Below are 18,259 nucleotides of genomic sequence, written 5' to 3' on the forward strand. Positions count from 1 at the left end.
ACCTGCTATGGCCCAGCCCAACCTGGAACAATTCAAGAAGCGCGGCGTGGTCGCCAAGATCGAAGCCATCGTTGGCACCGATGCAGGCCCGACCGCCCTGGCAAATGGCGTCATGTTGCTCAACGGCACCTCGGGCACCGAGGTGGACAAAGTGGAACGCCCCATTGACCGCCCGTTCTTCGGCGGCACGCCCTTTGCTGTGAGCAATGAGCGCGGCTTCATCGAAGGCGAGTTCGAACTGTATCCGCCAGCCACCCCTGGCGCGCTGGCAACCAGCAGCGCGGACTGCGAAGTCCTGCTGCTCCCGGCGGGCATGACTTCGGTGAAAGATGAGGTGGCCAAGACCACCCGCTATAACCCGATCTCCGACGGCATCAAGTCCAGTACGGCGTACTTCTTCCATGCCGGCACGCAGAAGAAGATCCTGGGCGCACGCCACAACCTGACCGGCCTGTCCATCACCATCGGTGATCGCTTCAAGGGCAACGTGCGTGTGCAGGGTGACTGCAAGGACGTGTCGGAAGCCGCGCTGCCGACGATCACGCTGCCGGACACCGTACCGACGCCGGCCCGTGCTGAGAACACGGAAACCAACGTGGTCGTCAACGGCGGAGCGAAGCTGCTGGTCTGGGCAAAGTCGCTGTCGGTGGATATCGGCAACCAGCAGGCGACGAAGGAGTACACCAGTCACAAGGAGACGGGCATCACCGACCGCTCCCCCACCTTCAGCCTGCGCATGGCCAAGACGGCGCTGGGCGACTTCGATCCGTGGACCGCCCGCCGGAATGCGGCCACCTTCGAAGCCAGCCTGCGCTTGAAGGAGGCCGATGGTCGCTACAGCGAACTGGGCATCCGTGGTCAGATCGAAACCATCAATGAGGTGGACATTGATGGCGACTACGGCTGGGAGATTTCCGGCCCATGTGTACCAAGCTCCGCAGGTGGTGACGAGCTGTATATCGAGTTCGGCGACGCCAACCCGTAAAGGCGTCCACCGTGTTGTGATCGAAGAGCCCCGCCAAGCGCGGGGCTTTTTCGTTGCAGTACTGACGCGCGTCAGTCCCAAGGATCGCGCGCGCGCGACGAACATGGCCATGCACCACTCAATCCCTTCCCAGAAAAGGAACCATCCATGCTCAAGCTGCACAAAACCAACCTCATCACCCTGTCGGTCAAGTTGAAGCTGCCGACCGACAACCCGAACAGCTTCAATGAAGGGACCATCACCGCCCAGATGCTCGTCAAGAGCAAGGAAGAGCTGTCCGAGTTCTCCGACCGTGGCTGGGTGGATGCCGACTACATCGAAGAGCTGTTGAAGAAGGTCGAAGGCCTGGGCGACGAAGACGGCAAGGCCTTCGATAACGAGGCTGCCATCGGCGAAGTGAAGAAGGGTCAGTGGTCCGGCTTCCTGCAGCCGGCCATCCTGCAGGCGTACTTCGAAGCCATGGGCGATTCGCGCGTAAAAAACTCCAGGCCGTCGCGCGGTCGCTAACGACTGGGAAGGGCTCCCGTGTTGGCGGTGGGGAACTGGATGACCTGGAACGTCGCCCAGACCCCACCGCCACCACGGCGAGTTTTTTGCGCGACGGCGGCGCGCCACCAGGCGAAGAGTCCGATTCAGATCACGTTGCCGAGGTGCTGGAAGAGAACTGGCTAACAGTGAAAGTCTTCCAACGTTGCCAACCGAGTTGGATGGGCGCACTGAAGCCGGTCTATGCCGGCATTTCGGCAACTGAAATGGAGGCTACCTGCCGCCTCCTGGCAATTCCCCCAGAGTGCTGGCCCGAGGTCAGCGAAGGCGTCCGGGTGATGACCGACGCGGTAGCCAGAGAGTTGAAAGAGCGCTCCCAATGACCGACAAGACTGTCACTCTACGGTTAGCCACCGACGCTAAGGGCGTGGCTCCTGGCGTCAAAGAAGCCAACGCCCAAATGGACTCCCTGGGCGCGGGCGGCAAGCGCGCCAGCCAGTCCATCGCCGACGGCATGCGTAAAGCAGATGACCAGGTGCAGCGCGTCGGCAAGTCCTCCGGCGTCGCTGCCGGCATGGTGTCCCGACTCTTCGCTGCCGCCGCAGGTGCCCAGGCGCTGCGCAGCGCGACCGCATTGGCCGATGAGTACACGAACATCACTGGCCGGCTGAAACTGGCAGCCAACAGCCAGGCCGAGTTCACAAAGTCCCAAGCCGAAACGTTCGCAATCTCCCAGCGCACATCGACTGCGCTGGAATCGACCGTGGCGCTCTACACACGCCTTTCGAAGGCTACGCAGGAATACGGCGTAAGCCAGGCCCGCAACCTGGCCATCACCGAAACCATCAACAAGACCTTCGCCATCTCCGGCGCATCGGCCGATGCGCAGAAGAACGCCATCACACAGCTGACCCAAGCCCTTGCGGGCGGTGTCCTGCGCGCCGAAGAGTTCAACTCCATCATCGAAAATTCGCCGCGCCTGGCCCAAGCACTGGCCGACGGCATGGGCATCAGCATGGGGCAGCTGCGCCAGCATGTGAATGATGGCCAGGTGAGCGTAGAACGGATGGTGCAGGCCTTGGAGGGTCAAGCGTCTGCCATCCAGCGCGAGTTCGAACAGATGCCGCTGACCGTAGAACGGGCGCTGGTGCAGTTGCGCAACAGCGTCACGCTCTTTGTCGGCGAAGCATCGACCGAGTTCGGCGCAACCGGTGCGCTGGCGCAGGGTATCTCCTTCTTGGCCGACAACCTGGCCGCCCTGGACAAGGCCGTGGGCGTGGTCGCCATCGCGTTCGGCAGCCGGCTGGTCGCCGGCCTAGTCAGTGCCACGGCAGCGAAGATCGCCAGCGCCGTCGCAACGCGCCAGGCAGCGCTGGCCGAGGTCGAGGCCGCACGGCAGGCCGAAGCCGCCGCAGCAGCCCGCCTTTCGGCCGCTCGTGCTGGGTTGGGTGCCGCTGGCTCCCTGGTGATCGCCGAACAGCAGCTGGCCGCAGCCACCGCCCGCAGCTCCGCTGCGATGCAAGCGGCCTCCGTCGCAGCGACGGCTAAGGCAGCATCGATGCGGGTTCTGAACGGCGCAATGGCCGCTTTCGGTGGCCCGGTGGGGCTGGCCGTTACCGCCCTTTCGTTGTTTGTTGCTTGGGCGATGAACAGCTCAGCCAAGGCCAAGGAGCTGGCCGAATCTGTCCGCATCGGCTTCCAGCCGGCTATCGATCAGCTGGAGAAGTTCAGCGAGGCCACTGCCAACGCCGACTTCGCCGGCCTGGACGAACAGCGCGATCAGATGCAGAAGACCGCCGACCAGGTCGAGGCCCTTTCGGACAAGTACCAGCAACTGCGGGATGCCCGCATGCGCGCCGTCGCGCAGGACTTCCCGACCGATGGCTATGACCGGCAGCTAGAGGAGAAGAGCCGAGAGATCGACCAGGCACGAATCAAGCTGGATGCGCTCACTACTGGTTATGAACGTGCCATCGATATCAGTACCGACCTGATCCTGAAGAAGGCCGGCATCTCCGACGCCACCGACGAAGAGCGCCAGAAGCTGGAGGCACTGGTTAACGAACAGGTGAAGCAGCGCACTTCTCTGGAGGTGGCGAAGCCGCAGTTTGTCAGCTTCATCGCGAGCATCCGTGATGTAACGGCTGCGAACACCCTGAACGCCGCCAGCTTCAAGGACGTGGCTGCTGCCGCCGCTAGTGCCGGCAACGAGGTGGCCACGGCTTCGCAAAAGGTGGCCGCCGGTCTGAATCAGCAGGTTAACCAGCTGCAGCTGCAGATGATTGAAGCAACCCAGGGTAAGGCTGCAGCCTTGCGCGCCGGCTTCATCAAGCAGCTTGCCGATGCGGGCATTGACCCTACCAGCGCCGACGCGCAGGCCCTGCGCGCGCTAAACGAGCAGAAGATCGCGGCCACGCTTGCAAATGACAAGCTGGCGAAGTCGGCCACGGCCGCCACCCGTGCGCAGGCGCAGCACACCAAGGCCGTTGACCACGCCAAAGAATCCCAAGCCCGTTACACGGCCGAAGCTGCACTGGCCACGGCTGAGCAGCAGGGACCCTTGGCGCTCGCCCAGGAGCAGAATCGGCAGCGCATTGCTGAGCTGGACAAGGCGCTGAAGGCTCACAACATCACCCAGGCGTCGTATACGACGCTGGTTGAAGCGTCCAAGGTTGCGTTGACCAAGCGCCAGGCCGAGCTGGACCGCGATATTGGCGCACCGCAGGCGCTGCTCGATGCGATGACCGGAGAGCTGACCATTCTCCGGCAGACGGGCATCCAGCGTGAGATCAGCCGACGCCAGCTGCAGGCCGAGCAGGACATGCGCCGCGAGCTGGCCACCGCGATTGAAGCGGCAGGCAGCAAAGAACAGTTGGCCACCAAGATGGGGGCCAAGAGTTACCGCGAGTATGAGGCGGCCATGCTTTCGGCTGCGGATGCCAGCGCTGCCATGTCGGTGGCCATGGAGCAGTCCGCGCGCGATGCCGAAGAGTGGGCTGGCGTCTGGGGTGATGCTGTCAGCAGTGTTGCCGATGCCTTTACCGACTTCGTCATGTCCGGTCTGAAGGACTTCAGCGGCCTGGCGCGCGATCTGAAGAGCATTTCCAAGCAGTTGGTTGGCGACCTGGTGCGGACCTTCCTGCAGCAGAAGATTGTCATTCCGATCCAGACCCAGATCACCAGCGCCGCCAGTGGTGGCAACTGGCTGCAGCAGCTCGCTGGCCTGGTCACAGGCGGACGCGGCCTCACAGGTACGGGCGCGATGGCGGCACAGAGCAGCTGGGGCGCGGGCATCGCTGCCGGCGCAGGCGCTTCCATGGGCTTTGGCAACAACATCGATTCCTTGATGCAGATGGCGGGAGCTGGATCTGGCCTGGGCGGCGGCACTGGCGGTTCGTTGCTGGGTGGCCTCGGGGGCAATGCCGGCATGCTCTACAAGGTGGCCAACTGGATCAGCGGCGGGAAGCTGTCCGGCCTGATGACCGGTGCGAAGGCTGGCGCGTCCAAAATGCTCGGCAGTGCCGGTGGCATGTGGGGAAGCGCCGCGCTCGGTGCGCTATACGGCTGGCAGCAAGGCGGCGACACCGTGGGCAAGGGGCTGGGCGCAGCTGCCTATGGCACGGCCGGCTACGCAGCTGCAGCGGCAGGTAGCGCAGCACTGGCCGGTGGCAGCGCGCTGGCTGCGATTCCGGTGGCCGGCTGGGTTGCCCTGGCGGCCATCGCCGTGGACAAGATCAGCGGCGGCAAGCTGTTCGGCAGCAAGTACAAGACGAAGGAAACAGGCCAGACCATCGACATCGGCGCGGATGGTGGCAGCGTGTCTGCGTATGCCTACCAGGAAGGCCAGAAGAGCCTGTTTCGCGGTAAGAAGCGCAGAACCGTCGATATAGAGGCCAGCGAAGGGTCCAAGGAAGCTGCCCAGGCGCTCTACAAGATGATCGCGCAGACCGCGCGCAATGCATCCGATGCGCTGGGCCTAGCATCCGTCGAGATCATCCAGGGCAGCTTCAAAGCTGTCTATGACGCGAAGGGAAATCTAAAAAGCGAGCTGTCCACGGTGCTTGGCCGCACGTTCAACGAATCCTTCGAGGACTTCCAGCAGCGCCTGCAGGCCGAGAACATCATCGCCCAGGTTGGCCAGCTCGATGAAACCGCCAGCACCATTGCCGAGCGGTGGCGCAGTAGCGCCGCCAAACTTAATGACGGTGCTCAGTTCCTGCTGGCGGCTGCTGCGGACTTCAACGATGGTGCGGGCCTGCTGACGGTTGGTGGCCTCACGCGCCTAACGGACCTCATCGAGAAGCTGCAGACGGCCGACGAGACGCTGACCCAGGCATATCAACGGGTCATGTCCAATGCGTCCAGCTATGGCGAAACCGCCGCAGCCGCATATCAGGAGGTGGCCACTGCCGGCTTCAGCTCCTTTGCCAAGAGCCTGATGCAGGTCCGGCAGGAAGAGACAGAGCGTATCCGTACCCTGCAGGCGCAGGCCAAGGCGCTGGGCGGCCTGTCAGCCCGTGAGGAAGACCTGGCCAAGGTGCGCGAGTCCGCGCAGCTGAAGACCGATGCCCTGGTGACTGCTCTGCAGGGCGAGTTGGTCGACCTGGCATTGAACCGCCTGAATGACCAAATCCAGCAGCTGGGCGGCGCAACCGAGGGAACTGCCAGCAAGATTGAGGCGTTCATCAACTCGCTGCGCATGAGTGACACCCTGTCCCCGGACACCGACGCCCAGCGCCGCGTTACCGCCAATGATCTGATGAGCGCCGCCGCCTTGGCCGGTGACGTTGACGCCTTCACCCAGTACGCGCAGCAGTTCCTGGAGGTCAGTCGCTCGCTCAATGCCAGCGCTGCCGGCTACCAGGCCGACTATGACCGCGTTATGCAGATGGCCAAGCAGTTCGGGGCGGAAGGCAACGCCGCGAGCCTGGAGCAGCTGTATGCCCAGCGTTCGGCCCTGCAGGCGCAGCAGGAGGCTGCCGCGCGCTTGGAACGGGCGCAGCGTATCGCCCAGGGCGTCAGTGACCTTGCCGGCGTCAACGGTGCCAACCCGCTGGACATTCTGCGCAGCGTCACCGGCATGACGGGCAAGGACCTGGCGGCAGATCTTGGGTTGAGCGAAGGCCAGCTGGACGACTACCTGGCCCAGCAACAAACCGATATCGGCGACCTGGTGGACGTGATGTATGAGCTGCCCAAGCTGATCGCCACCGAAATGGTCAACGCCCTGGCAGACAAGACCTTGGGCACCCAGTCCGGTGGCCAAGGTCCCGCGACCTCGGGCCCGTCCCGGACTACGACCGGCGATGACAGGCTGCTGGACACCTTGGGCCAGCTGAACAAGGTCCTGGCACGCCAGCAGGTACTGGATGAACTGAAGCAGTTGGAGAACAAGAAGTGAGCCGCAAGGTGCTGCTGGTCGATATAGGAGTTGAAGGCCTGCCCGAGGTAACGCCCGTCGAACGGGTTCCCGCCAGCTGGGTTCCTGCTGTCTATGTCGCGCCGCCGCCGGCCTCGCCTTCGGCGCTGAAGGCTGAGTCAGTGGCCGATGGCGTGCTGCTGACGTGGGATCACCCAGGCGGCCGTGGCATCACCTACCGCATCGAGCGTGCGCCCGACGTTGCCGGCGCTGCCGGCGAGTGGCAGCAGATCGGCACCGCTGAAGAGCGCCACTACACCGCGACGCTGACTGATGTCTTTGGCTTCTGGTTCCGTGTGCGAGCTGTTCGCAACGGCAAGTACTCGGGCTACACGGCGGCGGTTTTTCAGTATCCCTACGCGACCAATCCGCCAGTTCAAGACCTGCTGATCAGTAACAACACGATCACCATTGACTGTCGGTATCAACGTTTCACTCTCTTGCTAGATCAAGACGTCTTCTACGTCAGCTATACCCATGTTCCCGAAGAGAAAACCATCATAATCGAGGTCACCCAGAGCGGCGGCGATCATGTACTAACCTTCCCGGGCTGGGTTCAATCGATCACTGGCGCGCCATACAAGGCATCAACGGTGGCTGGTGCGACTGACGTTGTGGGGCAAGCAACTTCGGACAAGGGCGCAAACTGGTGGATGACGTTTCAGCAGCCCGAAGGTGGTGGCTCGGCGTATGCGCTCACCGTCACGCCCAATCCAGCGTATGGCCAGGTTATCTATGACGGCACCAGCCCGATTGCACCGTCCCTACAGATCCGCGCCGCGCAGGTTAACGGCGTTGCGCCAGTGGTGTGCGACTGGATTCGCATCGATAGCTTTGGGGGAGATGACTTTCTCATCAGTGACTCGTCGGCGTTTGAGCCGGTATTTTCGGCGCCGGCAGGAACCACCGAATATTCGTCAACTCAAACATGGCGTGTAATGGTCACCGACGATATTGGTCGGATCGTTCAACAGCTGGTGACTATTCGACTTCAACGGGTGGTCGCGCTCTTGAACCTCTCGGACGGCCTCCTGAATGCGAACTTTGAGCAGGGCGACTATGGCTGGGACAAGGGTCAAAGCATCAGCATCTCGACCGAGCATCCCTATAACAGCAGCTACTCCGCGCAGCTCGATACCGGGTTCTGGGGAACGAGCGAGCTGATCAACCAGTTCAAAGCCACGGTGGGACCCGGCACAAAGATTCAGGCGCGTTGCATGTGTCATCAGGGGGCAAGCGACGTTGGCCGAACCGCCGGCTATGTCAGGGTGAAGTTCTACAACGCTGCAGGACAGCAAGTGGGAAACAACTGGGACGGTAACGTTGTCAACGATGGCCGAGGCGGTGCCTGGCATCCATCGACAGTAACAGCGACAACCCCGCCAGGAGCGTCTTACGCGAGACTTGCGGGCGTCATGCTTCGCACCGGGCAAAACTATCCAACGAACTTGGATGACTTTACCTGGGCGATTGTCCCGTGATTGGAAACTCGGTCAATGCCTACTTTGTTCTGCTGTTTGGAAACATGGGAGGCCCGGCGGTCGGCGACTGCCTTCCGTACACAAAGCCATCGCACCTATCGGCAGATATCACCCTCTCATCTCAGCTCCAGCGGCTTAGCAACTTGGCTGCTGATGATCACCTCTGCGAGAACCTTTCATGACAACCTTCACAGCGACCTACAACTATGTGGGCACTCATAACAGCGATGCGACTTTCAGGACTTTGGCGAGAGACTACTCGGAGCTTCTTGCCGGGAGTGGTTTGGGGAAGGTCAGCACCACCGGCGCTATCGACTTTTCCACGGTGCTGCGGCCCCCATCGGCCAACACGGTTGTGGGGTTCGAGATCTGGCGCTTTAACGACGAGTTGCAAGCAGCCAGTCCAATATTCCTGAAGGTTGAATACGGAAGTGGTCCTTCTTCGTCCGCATCATTGGGCCTTTGGATAACCATCGGCACAGGTGTGACTTCAACGGGCAGCCTGACAGGAATTGTGGGGAGCAGGACGAGCATAACCCCCTACTTCGACGATAAAGCGAATGTCTCATCGTATTCCTGTCATACCGAGGGGTTTTTTGGCGTAGTCAACAGAGTTGGGGGGAGCGTTAGCGCGTCTTACCCGGCCTCCGGTTCTTTCGTTATCTGCAGAAGCTGCGACCCGAATGGCTACCCGACCGGCGATGGTGTTTATGTCTTGTGTGGCATTGACGTACCAAAGGCACAATCGATGCGACTCAATAACGGAGGGAGCGTAATCTCCGGCTTCTCTGCAAACGTCGTGCAGTTCCCGCTGGGTGTCGGGGTAACGATTGGGGGCGAAGTCCCGCTATTTCCGGTTTGGATGCCTTTGCCGGCGCTGGTCCCCGTTTTTGGCTTGGCAGCTTTTCCGGAGACGTTGGTTAGTGGCGTTGATTTCATCGATGTAGCAATGGTTGGGACTCGCATCAGGCGTTACATCTGCGGTCCCACCTTCTTTAATGGCCGCACAGCTGGCCCAGCCTTTGCGATGCTCTGGGAGTAACTATGATCTCTGTGACTCTGCAGCCTGATACTCAGTTCAAACCTGATCTTCGCGTGGGCAGTTGGGGGCAAAGGTTTAGAGAGAATTTCAGTACACACAGGAAGCGCCAGACGTTGCCCGTATGGTCATTGAACGGCACGGGTGTTGTGCAGGGCTTCATCAAGATAGGCAGCGGCGGTGCGGAAAACTGCAGGGCCATTCTGCTGTCCGAACAGCATGCTGCCGTTCTGGATGAAGCGATCATTTCTGCCGGCGCGTACTTTTTCCAACGCCTTCCGCCCGCAAACTACATCGTCGCTGTTGTCGATGTGACTGGTAGATGGCGTGCAAAGGCAATTCATACCGTGGTGCCTACGCCATGACCGTGTTTGGGCGATTTGCGCCTGCGCCGATTGGCGTTGGCCTTACGGTTGAGGATGGGGGTCTTTCGTTGACTACGACTGGCCCAACAAGCTTGCTTCACGCGGCCCGAAGTGACGTGGCTCAATCTACTGGCAGTCGCGGTTGTGAAGTCATGTTCTGGGGCGATGACCCAGTTAAGGCGACCCTGGGCGTCGTCGTTTCTTCTGCAAGTCTAGACGTCGAGGTCGGTGGTGTCGGCGGCGTAGGCTGGCGGTTGCACACGGGCGAGGTTGTGGCAGGCGGAAATGTCGTTGCTAGCGGTTTGCCATCGGTGAAGAAGGGCGAGATTGTTGGTGTGCGGGTTCTGCTTGATGGCAGCCGGGCAGTTGAGTTCTATCGGGGGGCGGAACTTGTTCACAGCCGAGGACTATCCCTCTCGGACGCGCTTCACTTCGCAGTATCCATGGAGGGCACCACGGCTCGCGGTCTGCGTTGCATCGTCAATTCAGGGCAGTGGCAAGGTGCGAGCAATGCGGTGTTGCATGGTGGATGGGAGGTCGCCGCAGCGGTTGTCGATTCTCTTTGGCTGGGCGCTGAGCACTACATCAGCTCAACCGATGACGCCCCGCCAAATCAGCCTTTTATCGGTTGTGTTGCCGGTGATGGCCTGGACGCAGTTGCCAGCGTCAGCTTCTGGCCATGGGACAGCGGTAGTCGGGCAGGAAGTGGAACGCTGCGCATCGATGATGCAGTGGGCCTGCTCGACGCAGCTGCCCTTGGAGACATACGGGATGCCCCGGTAAGGCTGCGGCTCGCTACCCAGGGTGCTGGGCTGGCCAGTGCCAGTCCAATTAGCCGGTATGTGGTAGAGCGTATCGACATTGAAGGGGATGGCCGCAAGAGCATCGTGCTGCGTGATCCGCATGACGATCTGGACAACGCGCTGCATCAGGCGGTTTTCTTGCCAAGCATCAACGATCAGATTGCATGGCAGCCGCAGCCTGTTGTCATCGGCGCTGTTCGCTCTGTGCCTACCATTCCAGTCAATAGCGATGGGAGCGTGCGGTGGGTTTCCGATGCCGCTGTGGCGTCGGTTGCGCGTGTTCTTGACCGTGGTGCCGAGATCATGGCGGGCGACGGTTACGCCCTCGTAGCGGGTGGGCAGCAGTTGGCGTTTGATGCTCAGCCGGTTGGTCCTGTGATTGCGGACGTTTCCAGCATCGGGCCGACCATGCAGCCAGCAACCCTGCAGCAGGCTCTGCGCGACGTGTTCCGGCGCGTGCGCAAGAGCGCTTGGGCGGCGGATGATGCAGCGGCTATCGACAGCGCCACAGGTTACGCCGGCATCGGCTATTACGCAGGCGAAGGAGCAACAGCACGCCAGGCGCTCGCGGAGATCCTGCCCAGCTACTGCGTGGATTGGTGGCCGGATGGTGATGGCGTGCTACGCCTGGCGCGGCTCATTGACCCGGACAGCGTTCCCGAGGTGGACCTGGCATTCAATCTGGATTGGCGCGTGCTGGCCGGCGACCTGATCGTGAAGCCCGACCTGGCACCGGGACTGAGCCGGCGCATGGCTTACCAGCCGAATGCAACGCAGCTGGCCAGCGGCGACATGATTACCGACTTGGAGCAGCTTCCGCCTTCAGAGCGCCAGCAGCTGGTCGGTGCATATCGTGGGCAGGTGTACGCGGGCGGACCACTTGCGCCTCGTTACAACCGCGCCGAGGCGGCTGCGCCGGTGCTGTCACGCTTCGACAAGCGCGAGGACGCACAGGCCGAGCTGGACCGGGTAATTGCGCTGTATGCGGTTCCTCGCCACTTCTATTCCGGGCTGCTCGCATGCCAGCCCGAGCTGGCATTCAGGCCGGGACAGATTGGCCGTATCTCTTACCCCCGCTATGGCCTGGCTGGCGGTCGGAACGTCATCGTGACCAGCGTCATCACAAACCCGGTTTCTGGCCGGCACAACATCCGCTTCTGGGGAGCCTGAAATGCTTATTGGATTCGGCCAGCCGGCCGGCATTGTTCCCAGCGTCTCCGGCGCTGCCGGCATCAACCTGGCGGCCCTGATCGATGGTGCGCCGGCCAGCGTTGCCCGCATCAGCGGGGGAGCTGGCTCCGCTTCTCTGCGCCTGGATTGGGCTGCTGCGACGGAGATCCGGGTGGTAGCGGCTTTGGGCCTCACTTGCCCGGCTGGGACACTCCTGACGCTGACCGGCAAGCGTGCTGGGGACGCTGACTACGCACAAACTCTGGGCGGCAATGCGGCGAGCCAGGCGGCTGTCCAACTGGTCGATGGCAGCCGTGCTGCTTGGTTCGTCTTGCCTGCAGACACGGCACCGCTGGTGGGCCTGCAGCTGCAGGTGGCCACCGGAGGCTTCGACGTGGGCGAGCTGGTAGCCATGCAGGCGGTGGAGTTGAATGCAGAGCCGTCGTGGACCGTGGAGCGGGTGGACCCCAGCGAGTCTGCGCGCACGCTGGGCGGCGGTTTGAACACCGTTCAAAGGCGGTCCTACCGGCGTTTGAAGGTGGCATTGACCCCCTCACACCTAACCGAGGTGTGGGGTGCGGGCCTGGCCGGCGGGCTGGATTGGGATGGTCTGGTCATGCACGCGGCCGGGGACGGGCGGGTTGCGGCGCTGGTACGTTGGGGGCAGGAGGGGGCCATCAACGTGGACGAGCTGCACCGCCAGGCGCTTTACGGGCGGGGTATGGCGGGGGCAATTGGCCATCTCGGGGGGAACCACTTCGAACAGGGCTGGACCTTTGAAGAAGTCCCCCCGGTTTGACCCTCGCGGGGCTGAGCCTCAAACGGGATTCGAAGGGTAGAATCCGGACCTCTCAATTCAGCTGACGGCAGTTCGCAATTTGGGTGCCGCCCTACATGCTTGGGCCAAAGCCGGAGCCAGAGCCCCCCCTCCCCAACCCTCCCCTTGCCTGCGGCAAAGGGAGGGAGCCAAGCCTTGCCCCCCCCCTTGCGCGTAGCGCGGGGAAGGTTGGGAAGGGGTGCCTTTGCCTTGCTTTTGCCTGTAACCAATCCGCATTCCCGAACCCCCAATCACGCCACCAAAGGCTCGCCCCGCAGCGCAACAATTCGGCTACCATGCAGAATCCACGCCCGTGATGGCCCTGAGAAAATGTCAAGCCCTGTCAAACCGCTAGCCACCCGTGAACGCCTGTCCGAAGTCCGCTACGAAATCCGTGGTGAGCTGGCCCGACGAGCGCGGGAGCTGGAGGCCCAGGGCCGCAAGCTGATCAAGCTCAACATCGGCAATCCCGGCAATTTCGGCTTCCGCGCGCCTGCACACCTGCAGCACGCCATCGCCGATGACATGGGTCGTACCGATCCCTACACCCACCAGCAGGGCCTGCCGGTCGCACGTGAAGCCATCGCCGCCGCCTACGCCCGCCGTGGTGCGCCCGATGCCGTGGCCGACCGCGTGTTCCTCGGCAATGGCGTATCCGAGCTGATCGATCTGTCGCTGCGCGCCCTGCTCAATCCGGGCGACGAAGTGCTGGTGCCCTCGCCGGACTATCCGCTGTGGTCGGCCGCCACCATCCTCAACGATGGTCGACCGGTGTATTACCGCTGCCGCCCGGAAAACGGCTTCCTGCCCGATCCGGTGGAGATGGAAGCGCTGGTGTCCTCGCGCACCCGCGCCATCGTGTTGATCAACCCGAACAACCCGGCCGGCGCCAGCTACCCGCGCGAGCTGCTGGAGAAAATCGTCGCCATCGCCCGCAAGCACAACCTGCTGCTGCTGGTGGACGAGATCTACGACCAGATCCTGTACGACGGCGCGCAGTTCCAGCCGGTCGCACCGCTGGCCGGCGATCACCCCTGCCTGACCTTCAGCGGTCTGAGCAAGGTGCACCGCGCCTGCGGTTGGCGGGTGGGCTGGATGCTGCTGTCCGGTGCTGGTGAACAGCTGGGTGAATTCCGCGCCGCACTCGACCTGCTCAGCGCGCTGCGGCTGTGCGCCAACGTGCCTGGCCAGTATGCGATCGAAGCCGCAGTCAATGGCCCGGACACCATTTCCGAACTGTGCAGCCCCGGCGGTCGCCTGTACGAAACCCGCCGCGCGGTGATCGAGGCCTGTGAGGCCAGCGAGCACCTGTCGCTGGTCGCGCCGTCCGGCGCGCTGTATGCCTTCCCGGCCGTGATCGGCCCCGCGGCGCAAGGTTTTGATGACCACGACTTCGCGCTGCAGCTGATGGAAGAAGAAGGCGTGCTGGTGGTACCAGGTTCCAGCTTCAACGTGCCCTACCGCAACCACTTCCGCGTCACCCTGCTGCCCGAGGCCAGCGTGATGCGCGAGGTCTTCGGCCGCATCGACAAACTGCTCAGCCGTCGTGCCGAAGCTGTCACCAAGGTGGTACAGCTGAAACCACGCAGCGCGGTGGGTTGATTGGACTTGATGAGCGATAACGCAGCCACCTCCACGTCTTACCTGGCGCTGGGCGACTCCTACACCATCGGCGAAGGCGTGCCGCAGTCCGGCACCTGGCCCTTCCAGCTCGCCGCCGCGCTGCGCGCGCAGGGCATCGTGCTGGACGACCCGCAGGTCATCGCCACCACCGGCTGGACCACGGACGAGTTGGCCGCCGCCATCGACGCCGAAGCCCCGCAAGGGCCGTATGCACTGGTGAGCCTGCTGATCGGGGTCAACAACCAGTACCGCGGACGGCCGCTGGCCGAGTACCGGCAGCAGTTCGAACAACTGCTGCAGCGCGCGATCGCCCTGGCTGGCGAAGACCCGCGCCGGGTACTGGTGCTGTCCACGCCGGACTGGGGCTTTACCCCGTACGCGCTGCAGAACGGCCGCGATGCGGCCCAGGTCGCCCGCGAGATCGACGATTTCAACGCCGCCGCACACGCCTGCTGCGGGGATTATGGCGTCGCCTTCGTCGATATCACCCCGACCAGCCGCGACCGTGGTGACACCCCGGAGATGCTCGCCGATGATGGCCTGCACCCTTCAGCGGCCATGTACCAGCGCTGGATGGAAGCGGCCTTGCCTGTCGCTGTGGAACTGCTGCAGGCAGCCCCCGCCGCGTGACTGGGCACTCTGGCCAGCAAGCCTTTCCGGCCGAGGCCGCCAAGGCCATCGCCGGCGCATTTGCTCCAATACAGCCCTGGGGCAACCGCTGGGACTACTACTACACGCTGGGCAAACTGCGCAGCGACCCTCTCTACCCGGGCGTGCTCGAAGCACTACGTGGCAGCGCAGCCCCATTGCTGGACATGGGCTGCGGCCTGGGCCTGCTTGCCCACGCGCTGCGCCACGACGGCCAGCACATACCGTACCGGGGCGTGGACAACGACGCCGCCAAGATCCAACGCGCCGACAAGGTGGCCAAACGCGCCAGCCTGACTGCCGGCACCTTCGAAGTCATGGACCTGGCCACCACCCTGCCTGTCCACCGCGGCAGTGTCGCCATTCTGGATGTACTCCAGTACCTGCCCGAGCAGGCCCAGCAAGCCCTGCTCCGCAATGTGGCGGCAATGCTGGAGGATGACGGAAGGCTGGTGATGCGCATGGCGCTGGCCGACCACACCCGCCGTGGCCGCATGTCGCGCATTGGCGACCGCGCGGCCAACCTGATCGGCTGGATGCAGTTCAGGCCCCGCCACTATCCCGATGCCGACTCTTTGCGCGCATTGCTGAAACAATGCGGCCTGACCGTCAGCCTCACCCCGCTGTACGGCAACACCCCATTCAACAACTGGCTGCTGGTCGCCCGACGCGGTTGAGCCACGGTCAAGCCGTTTGCACCGATAATGGCGGCATTCCCTGCCGGCCCAACCGGGCCGGCGCAGCAACGAGATTCCCGTGAAGAAGACCTATAGCCTCGCCATCGAAGGCAAGCACCCCGACCGCCTGCTGGAAGCCAGCAAGCACGACATCCGCAAGTACACCAAGCGTGAGCGCGGCAAGACGCTGCCAGCCGGTGCCGATAGCTGGGGCTTTGACAGCAAGCTGGGCGTGGACGAAGCCTCTGCCGGGCCGGTGGGCTACGACGAGCTGTTCCGTGCCATTGATGCACTGGTGGCCGCTGGCAATACCCAGTTCTACGTGGAAGTGCTGAGCAAGCCGGTCAAGCGCAGCCCGCGCCCGGCGGCTGAAGCAGCTCCGGCCGCAGAGACCGATTTCGAAGATTGACCGCGCAGTGCCGAGCCACGCTCGGCAGAAGCCTTCCCGGCAAGGCCCAATGTAGTGCCGAGCCATGCTCGGCAGGAGCCTTCCCGGCAAAGCCCAATGTAGTGCCGAGCCATGCTCGGCAGGGGCCTTGCCGACGCGACCCCGGTTGAATCCAGGGCTTCGCGGTTTACGCCGCTCCTACGGAGGCTTTACCGGGAAGGCCCCTGCCGAGCATGGCTCGGCACTACAGTTGACGCTTTCCCTCCCGGGCGCTGTCAGGGCCCGGACTTTTCCGCAGCCGCAGCCCGCGCGCGATCTTTCTTGCTCGGCCGGCGGCCCTTGATACCGCCGTTGTCGTCGGCGACCACGCTGGCCAACGGCGCTGCCTGCGTAGGCTCAAAACCCTCAAGCACCTCGGTCTTGCTCTGCAGGCCATGGCGTTTGCAGATCAGGCGCCAATGCGCCATCGCCGCCGAATCGACGAAACTCAGCGCCAGCCCCTTCTCCCCTGCCCGTCCGGTGCGGCCAATACGGTGCAGGTAATCCGCTGGTGCACGCGGCAGGTCGTAGTTCACCACCACCGGCAAACGCGTGATATCGATACCGCGCGCGGCCAGGTCTGTAGCCACCAACACCCGCACCTCACCATCCTTGAAGTCCTGCAGCATGCGGAAGCGCCGCCCCTGCGAAAGCTCACCATGCAGCGCCTGCGCGTTGATGCCGGCCTTGCGCAGCTGTGCAGCCAGACGGTCACCGTCGCGGATGCTGCCGACAAAGACCAATACCTGTTGCCAGCGCGGATCTTCCAGCAAGGAGAGCAACAACTCGGCACGTCGAGCGCTATCGACGTGGATGGCGCGCTGCTCGATCTCCGGCGCTGACTGCTGCCCGATTTCCAGCCGCTGCGGATCCTGCAGCCCCGCCGCAGCCAGGCTTTCGATATCCGCTGCGAACGTGGCCGAGAACAAGGCGGTCTGCCGCTTTACCGGCAATTCGGCCAGGATCTGCCGCAGCTCATCGCCGAAGCCCAGTTCCAGCAGACGGTCCGCCTCATCCAGTACCAGCAGTTGCACCTGCTTCAAGGACAGCGCGTTATGCGCCAGCAGATCCAACAGGCGCCCGGGGGTGGCCACGACGATGTCGGCACCACCGCGCAGCGACATCATCTGCGGATTGATCGACACGCCGCCCACCGCACAGACCAGGTGCGGCCGTCGCGGCAACTCGCGGCCCAAGGTGGCAAACACGTCGCTTACCTGCAGCGCCAGCTCGCGGGTCGGCACCAGGATCAACTGGGCCAGCACGCGCGGCTTGCGCGGCGTTGCCATGAAGAAACGCTGCAACGCCGGCAGCACGTAGGCGGCGGTCTTGCCTGAACCGGTCGGCGCCAGCGCCACCACATCGCGGCCCTTCAGCAGCAAGGGCACGGCCTGCTGCTGGATCGGCGTCGGCGCCAGGTAGCCGGCCTGCCGCAGGGCCTGCTGCAACGCTGGCAGCACATAGGGAGACAGGCCGAGTTGGGAGAAAGGCATGGTGCGGTTCCAGAACGCCGCCGGATGGCGGGAGGCGAGTCTACGCTGTTACCTGTGGCAGGCGGGCCACAAGGCCACGGGCCTGCAACTGCTGCAGCACGGCTTCGATGATGGCCAGGTTGTGGCCATGGGCGGCACCTTCATGCAGCAGGACGATGGCCCCAGGCCCGAGGTCCGGCGCAATCCGGGCGACAACGCCCTCCGGCGTGCAGTTGACCCCATCATATCCACGCGCACTCCAGCCTATCCGCGCCAGGCCGTGGCGCTTGAGCGCGGCCGCCACAAACGGGTTGGTCATGCCTACCACCGAGCGGTACCACCGCGGTGCTGCCCCGGCTATCGTGGTGAGCGCCTGCTGGCATTGGCCGATCTCAGCCGCCATCTGCACAGGACCCAGCGCCCAGAAACGCGCCTGCGGGTGCGAATAGCTGTGATTGCCGAGGTCATGCCCGCGCCGCAGCACCTCGTGCACCAGCTCCGGCCTGGCCAACGCACGCGCGCCCACCATGAAGAAGGTGGCCTTGGCGTCATGCCGGTCGAGCAGCTCCAGCACCGCCAGGGTCTCATCGGACGGGCCGTCATCGATGGTCAGCCACACGTCCCGGCCGGGCGCACGGCTGACGACCGGTGCATAGAAGCGGCTGTTGGGCAGGAAGATCGGCACGATGAACAGCGCGTGGCTGAGCAGCAGCAAGGGCAGGCCCCAGATCCAGCCCAACTGCCACCACAGCAGCGCAACCAGCAATTGCGAGACAAGCAGCCAGGGCAGCCAGCGCCAGGGGTGGACGGGAATGCGATGCAGGGTTTCCGGGGCAGTCATTCCCCA

The 18,259-nt window shown here is 63.5% G+C and carries 15 protein-coding genes; 13 read left to right on the forward strand and 2 right to left on the reverse strand.

Features of this window, described 5'->3' with window-relative positions; translation table 11 throughout:
- Window positions 1-7: 7 nt before the first annotated feature.
- The 13 genes from ACVOLQ_RS00245 to ACVOLQ_RS00305 all read left to right on the forward strand — a co-directional run bounded on the left by ACVOLQ_RS00245 (window position 8) and on the right by ACVOLQ_RS00305 (window position 15,922).
- Window positions 8-985 (forward strand): phage tail tube protein, encoded by a 978-nt coding sequence (locus ACVOLQ_RS00245; RefSeq protein ID WP_481526651.1) that lies wholly within the window; start codon window positions 8-10, stop codon window positions 983-985.
- Between the two features lie 147 nt (window positions 986-1,132).
- A complete protein-coding gene (locus ACVOLQ_RS00250) occupies window positions 1,133-1,492 on the forward strand; it encodes a hypothetical protein (protein ID WP_481526652.1) in 360 nt (119 codons plus the stop codon).
- A gap of 86 nt (window positions 1,493-1,578) precedes the next feature.
- Entirely contained in the window at window positions 1,579-1,854 is a 276-nt protein-coding gene (locus ACVOLQ_RS00255; protein ID WP_481526653.1) for a DUF1799 domain-containing protein, read from the forward strand.
- Window positions 1,851-6,872 (forward strand): tape measure protein, encoded by a 5,022-nt coding sequence (locus ACVOLQ_RS00260; RefSeq protein ID WP_481526654.1) that lies wholly within the window; start codon window positions 1,851-1,853, stop codon window positions 6,870-6,872. The genes ACVOLQ_RS00255 and ACVOLQ_RS00260 overlap by 4 nt, the downstream gene beginning before the upstream one ends.
- Window positions 6,869-8,371, forward strand: a complete 1,503-nt coding sequence (locus tag ACVOLQ_RS00265; protein WP_481526655.1) for a hypothetical protein — start codon at window positions 6,869-6,871, stop codon at window positions 8,369-8,371. Before ACVOLQ_RS00260 ends, ACVOLQ_RS00265 begins: the two co-directional genes overlap by 4 nt.
- 178 nt (window positions 8,372-8,549) lie before the next feature.
- Window positions 8,550-9,413, forward strand: coding sequence for a hypothetical protein (locus ACVOLQ_RS00270; RefSeq protein WP_481526656.1), 864 nt, complete (start codon window positions 8,550-8,552; stop codon window positions 9,411-9,413).
- A 2-nt stretch (window positions 9,414-9,415) separates the two neighbouring features.
- Window positions 9,416-9,775, forward strand: a complete 360-nt coding sequence (locus ACVOLQ_RS00275) for a hypothetical protein (RefSeq protein WP_481526657.1) — start codon at window positions 9,416-9,418, stop codon at window positions 9,773-9,775.
- A gap of 152 nt (window positions 9,776-9,927) precedes the next feature.
- On the forward strand, window positions 9,928-11,748 hold the full coding sequence (locus ACVOLQ_RS00280; RefSeq protein ID WP_481526658.1) for a hypothetical protein: 1,821 nt from the start codon (window positions 9,928-9,930) through the stop codon (window positions 11,746-11,748).
- A gap of 1 nt (window position 11,749) precedes the next feature.
- Entirely contained in the window at window positions 11,750-12,547 is a 798-nt protein-coding gene (locus tag ACVOLQ_RS00285; RefSeq protein WP_481526659.1) for a hypothetical protein, read from the forward strand.
- A gap of 348 nt (window positions 12,548-12,895) precedes the next feature.
- Complete coding sequence (locus ACVOLQ_RS00290) at window positions 12,896-14,167, forward strand: pyridoxal phosphate-dependent aminotransferase (RefSeq protein ID WP_313173100.1); 1,272 nt, start codon at window positions 12,896-12,898, stop codon at window positions 14,165-14,167.
- Between the two features lie 9 nt (window positions 14,168-14,176).
- A complete protein-coding gene (locus ACVOLQ_RS00295) occupies window positions 14,177-14,818 on the forward strand; it encodes an SGNH/GDSL hydrolase family protein (RefSeq protein WP_313173099.1) in 642 nt (213 codons plus the stop codon).
- On the forward strand, window positions 14,815-15,513 hold the full coding sequence (locus ACVOLQ_RS00300; protein WP_481526660.1) for a class I SAM-dependent methyltransferase: 699 nt from the start codon (window positions 14,815-14,817) through the stop codon (window positions 15,511-15,513). Before ACVOLQ_RS00295 ends, ACVOLQ_RS00300 begins: the two co-directional genes overlap by 4 nt.
- 79 nt (window positions 15,514-15,592) lie before the next feature.
- Window positions 15,593-15,922 carry a DUF6172 family protein gene (locus ACVOLQ_RS00305; protein WP_313173097.1) on the forward strand — a complete coding sequence of 110 codons (330 nt, stop codon included), beginning with the start codon at window positions 15,593-15,595 and terminating at the stop codon, window positions 15,920-15,922.
- Between the two features lie 254 nt (window positions 15,923-16,176).
- Here the strand turns inward: ACVOLQ_RS00305 and ACVOLQ_RS00310 are convergent, their stop codons facing one another.
- Together ACVOLQ_RS00310 and ACVOLQ_RS00315 are read right to left on the reverse strand one after the other, a co-directional pair.
- Entirely contained in the window at window positions 16,177-17,433 is a 1,257-nt protein-coding gene (locus ACVOLQ_RS00310) for a DEAD/DEAH box helicase (RefSeq protein WP_481526661.1), read from the reverse strand.
- Between the two features lie 40 nt (window positions 17,434-17,473).
- On the reverse strand, window positions 17,474-18,253 hold the full coding sequence (locus ACVOLQ_RS00315; RefSeq protein WP_313173095.1) for a polysaccharide deacetylase family protein: 780 nt from the start codon (window positions 18,251-18,253) through the stop codon (window positions 17,474-17,476).
- Window positions 18,254-18,259 lie beyond the last annotated feature (6 nt).

This window comes from Stenotrophomonas sp. STEN031 (genome assembly GCF_056759975.1).

Coding starts and splice junctions, on each gene's coding strand:
- ACVOLQ_RS00250 (WP_481526652.1), top strand. CDS start 1,133: ATGCTCAAGCTGCACAAAACCAACCTCATCACCCTGTCGGTCAAGTTG.
- ACVOLQ_RS00280 (WP_481526658.1), top strand. CDS start 9,928: ATGTTCTGGGGCGATGACCCAGTTAAGGCGACCCTGGGCGTCGTCGTT.
- ACVOLQ_RS00295 (WP_313173099.1), top strand. CDS start 14,177: ATGAGCGATAACGCAGCCACCTCCACGTCTTACCTGGCGCTGGGCGAC.
- ACVOLQ_RS00270 (WP_481526656.1), top strand. CDS start 8,550: ATGACAACCTTCACAGCGACCTACAACTATGTGGGCACTCATAACAGC.
- ACVOLQ_RS00290 (WP_313173100.1), top strand. CDS start 12,896: ATGTCAAGCCCTGTCAAACCGCTAGCCACCCGTGAACGCCTGTCCGAA.
- ACVOLQ_RS00245 (WP_481526651.1), top strand. CDS start 8: ATGGCCCAGCCCAACCTGGAACAATTCAAGAAGCGCGGCGTGGTCGCC.
- ACVOLQ_RS00285 (WP_481526659.1), top strand. CDS start 11,750: ATGCTTATTGGATTCGGCCAGCCGGCCGGCATTGTTCCCAGCGTCTCC.
- ACVOLQ_RS00260 (WP_481526654.1), top strand. CDS start 1,851: ATGACCGACAAGACTGTCACTCTACGGTTAGCCACCGACGCTAAGGGC.
- ACVOLQ_RS00310 (WP_481526661.1), bottom strand. CDS start 17,433: ATGCCTTTCTCCCAACTCGGCCTGTCTCCCTATGTGCTGCCAGCGTTG.
- ACVOLQ_RS00315 (WP_313173095.1), bottom strand. CDS start 18,253: ATGACTGCCCCGGAAACCCTGCATCGCATTCCCGTCCACCCCTGGCGC.
- ACVOLQ_RS00275 (WP_481526657.1), top strand. CDS start 9,416: ATGATCTCTGTGACTCTGCAGCCTGATACTCAGTTCAAACCTGATCTT.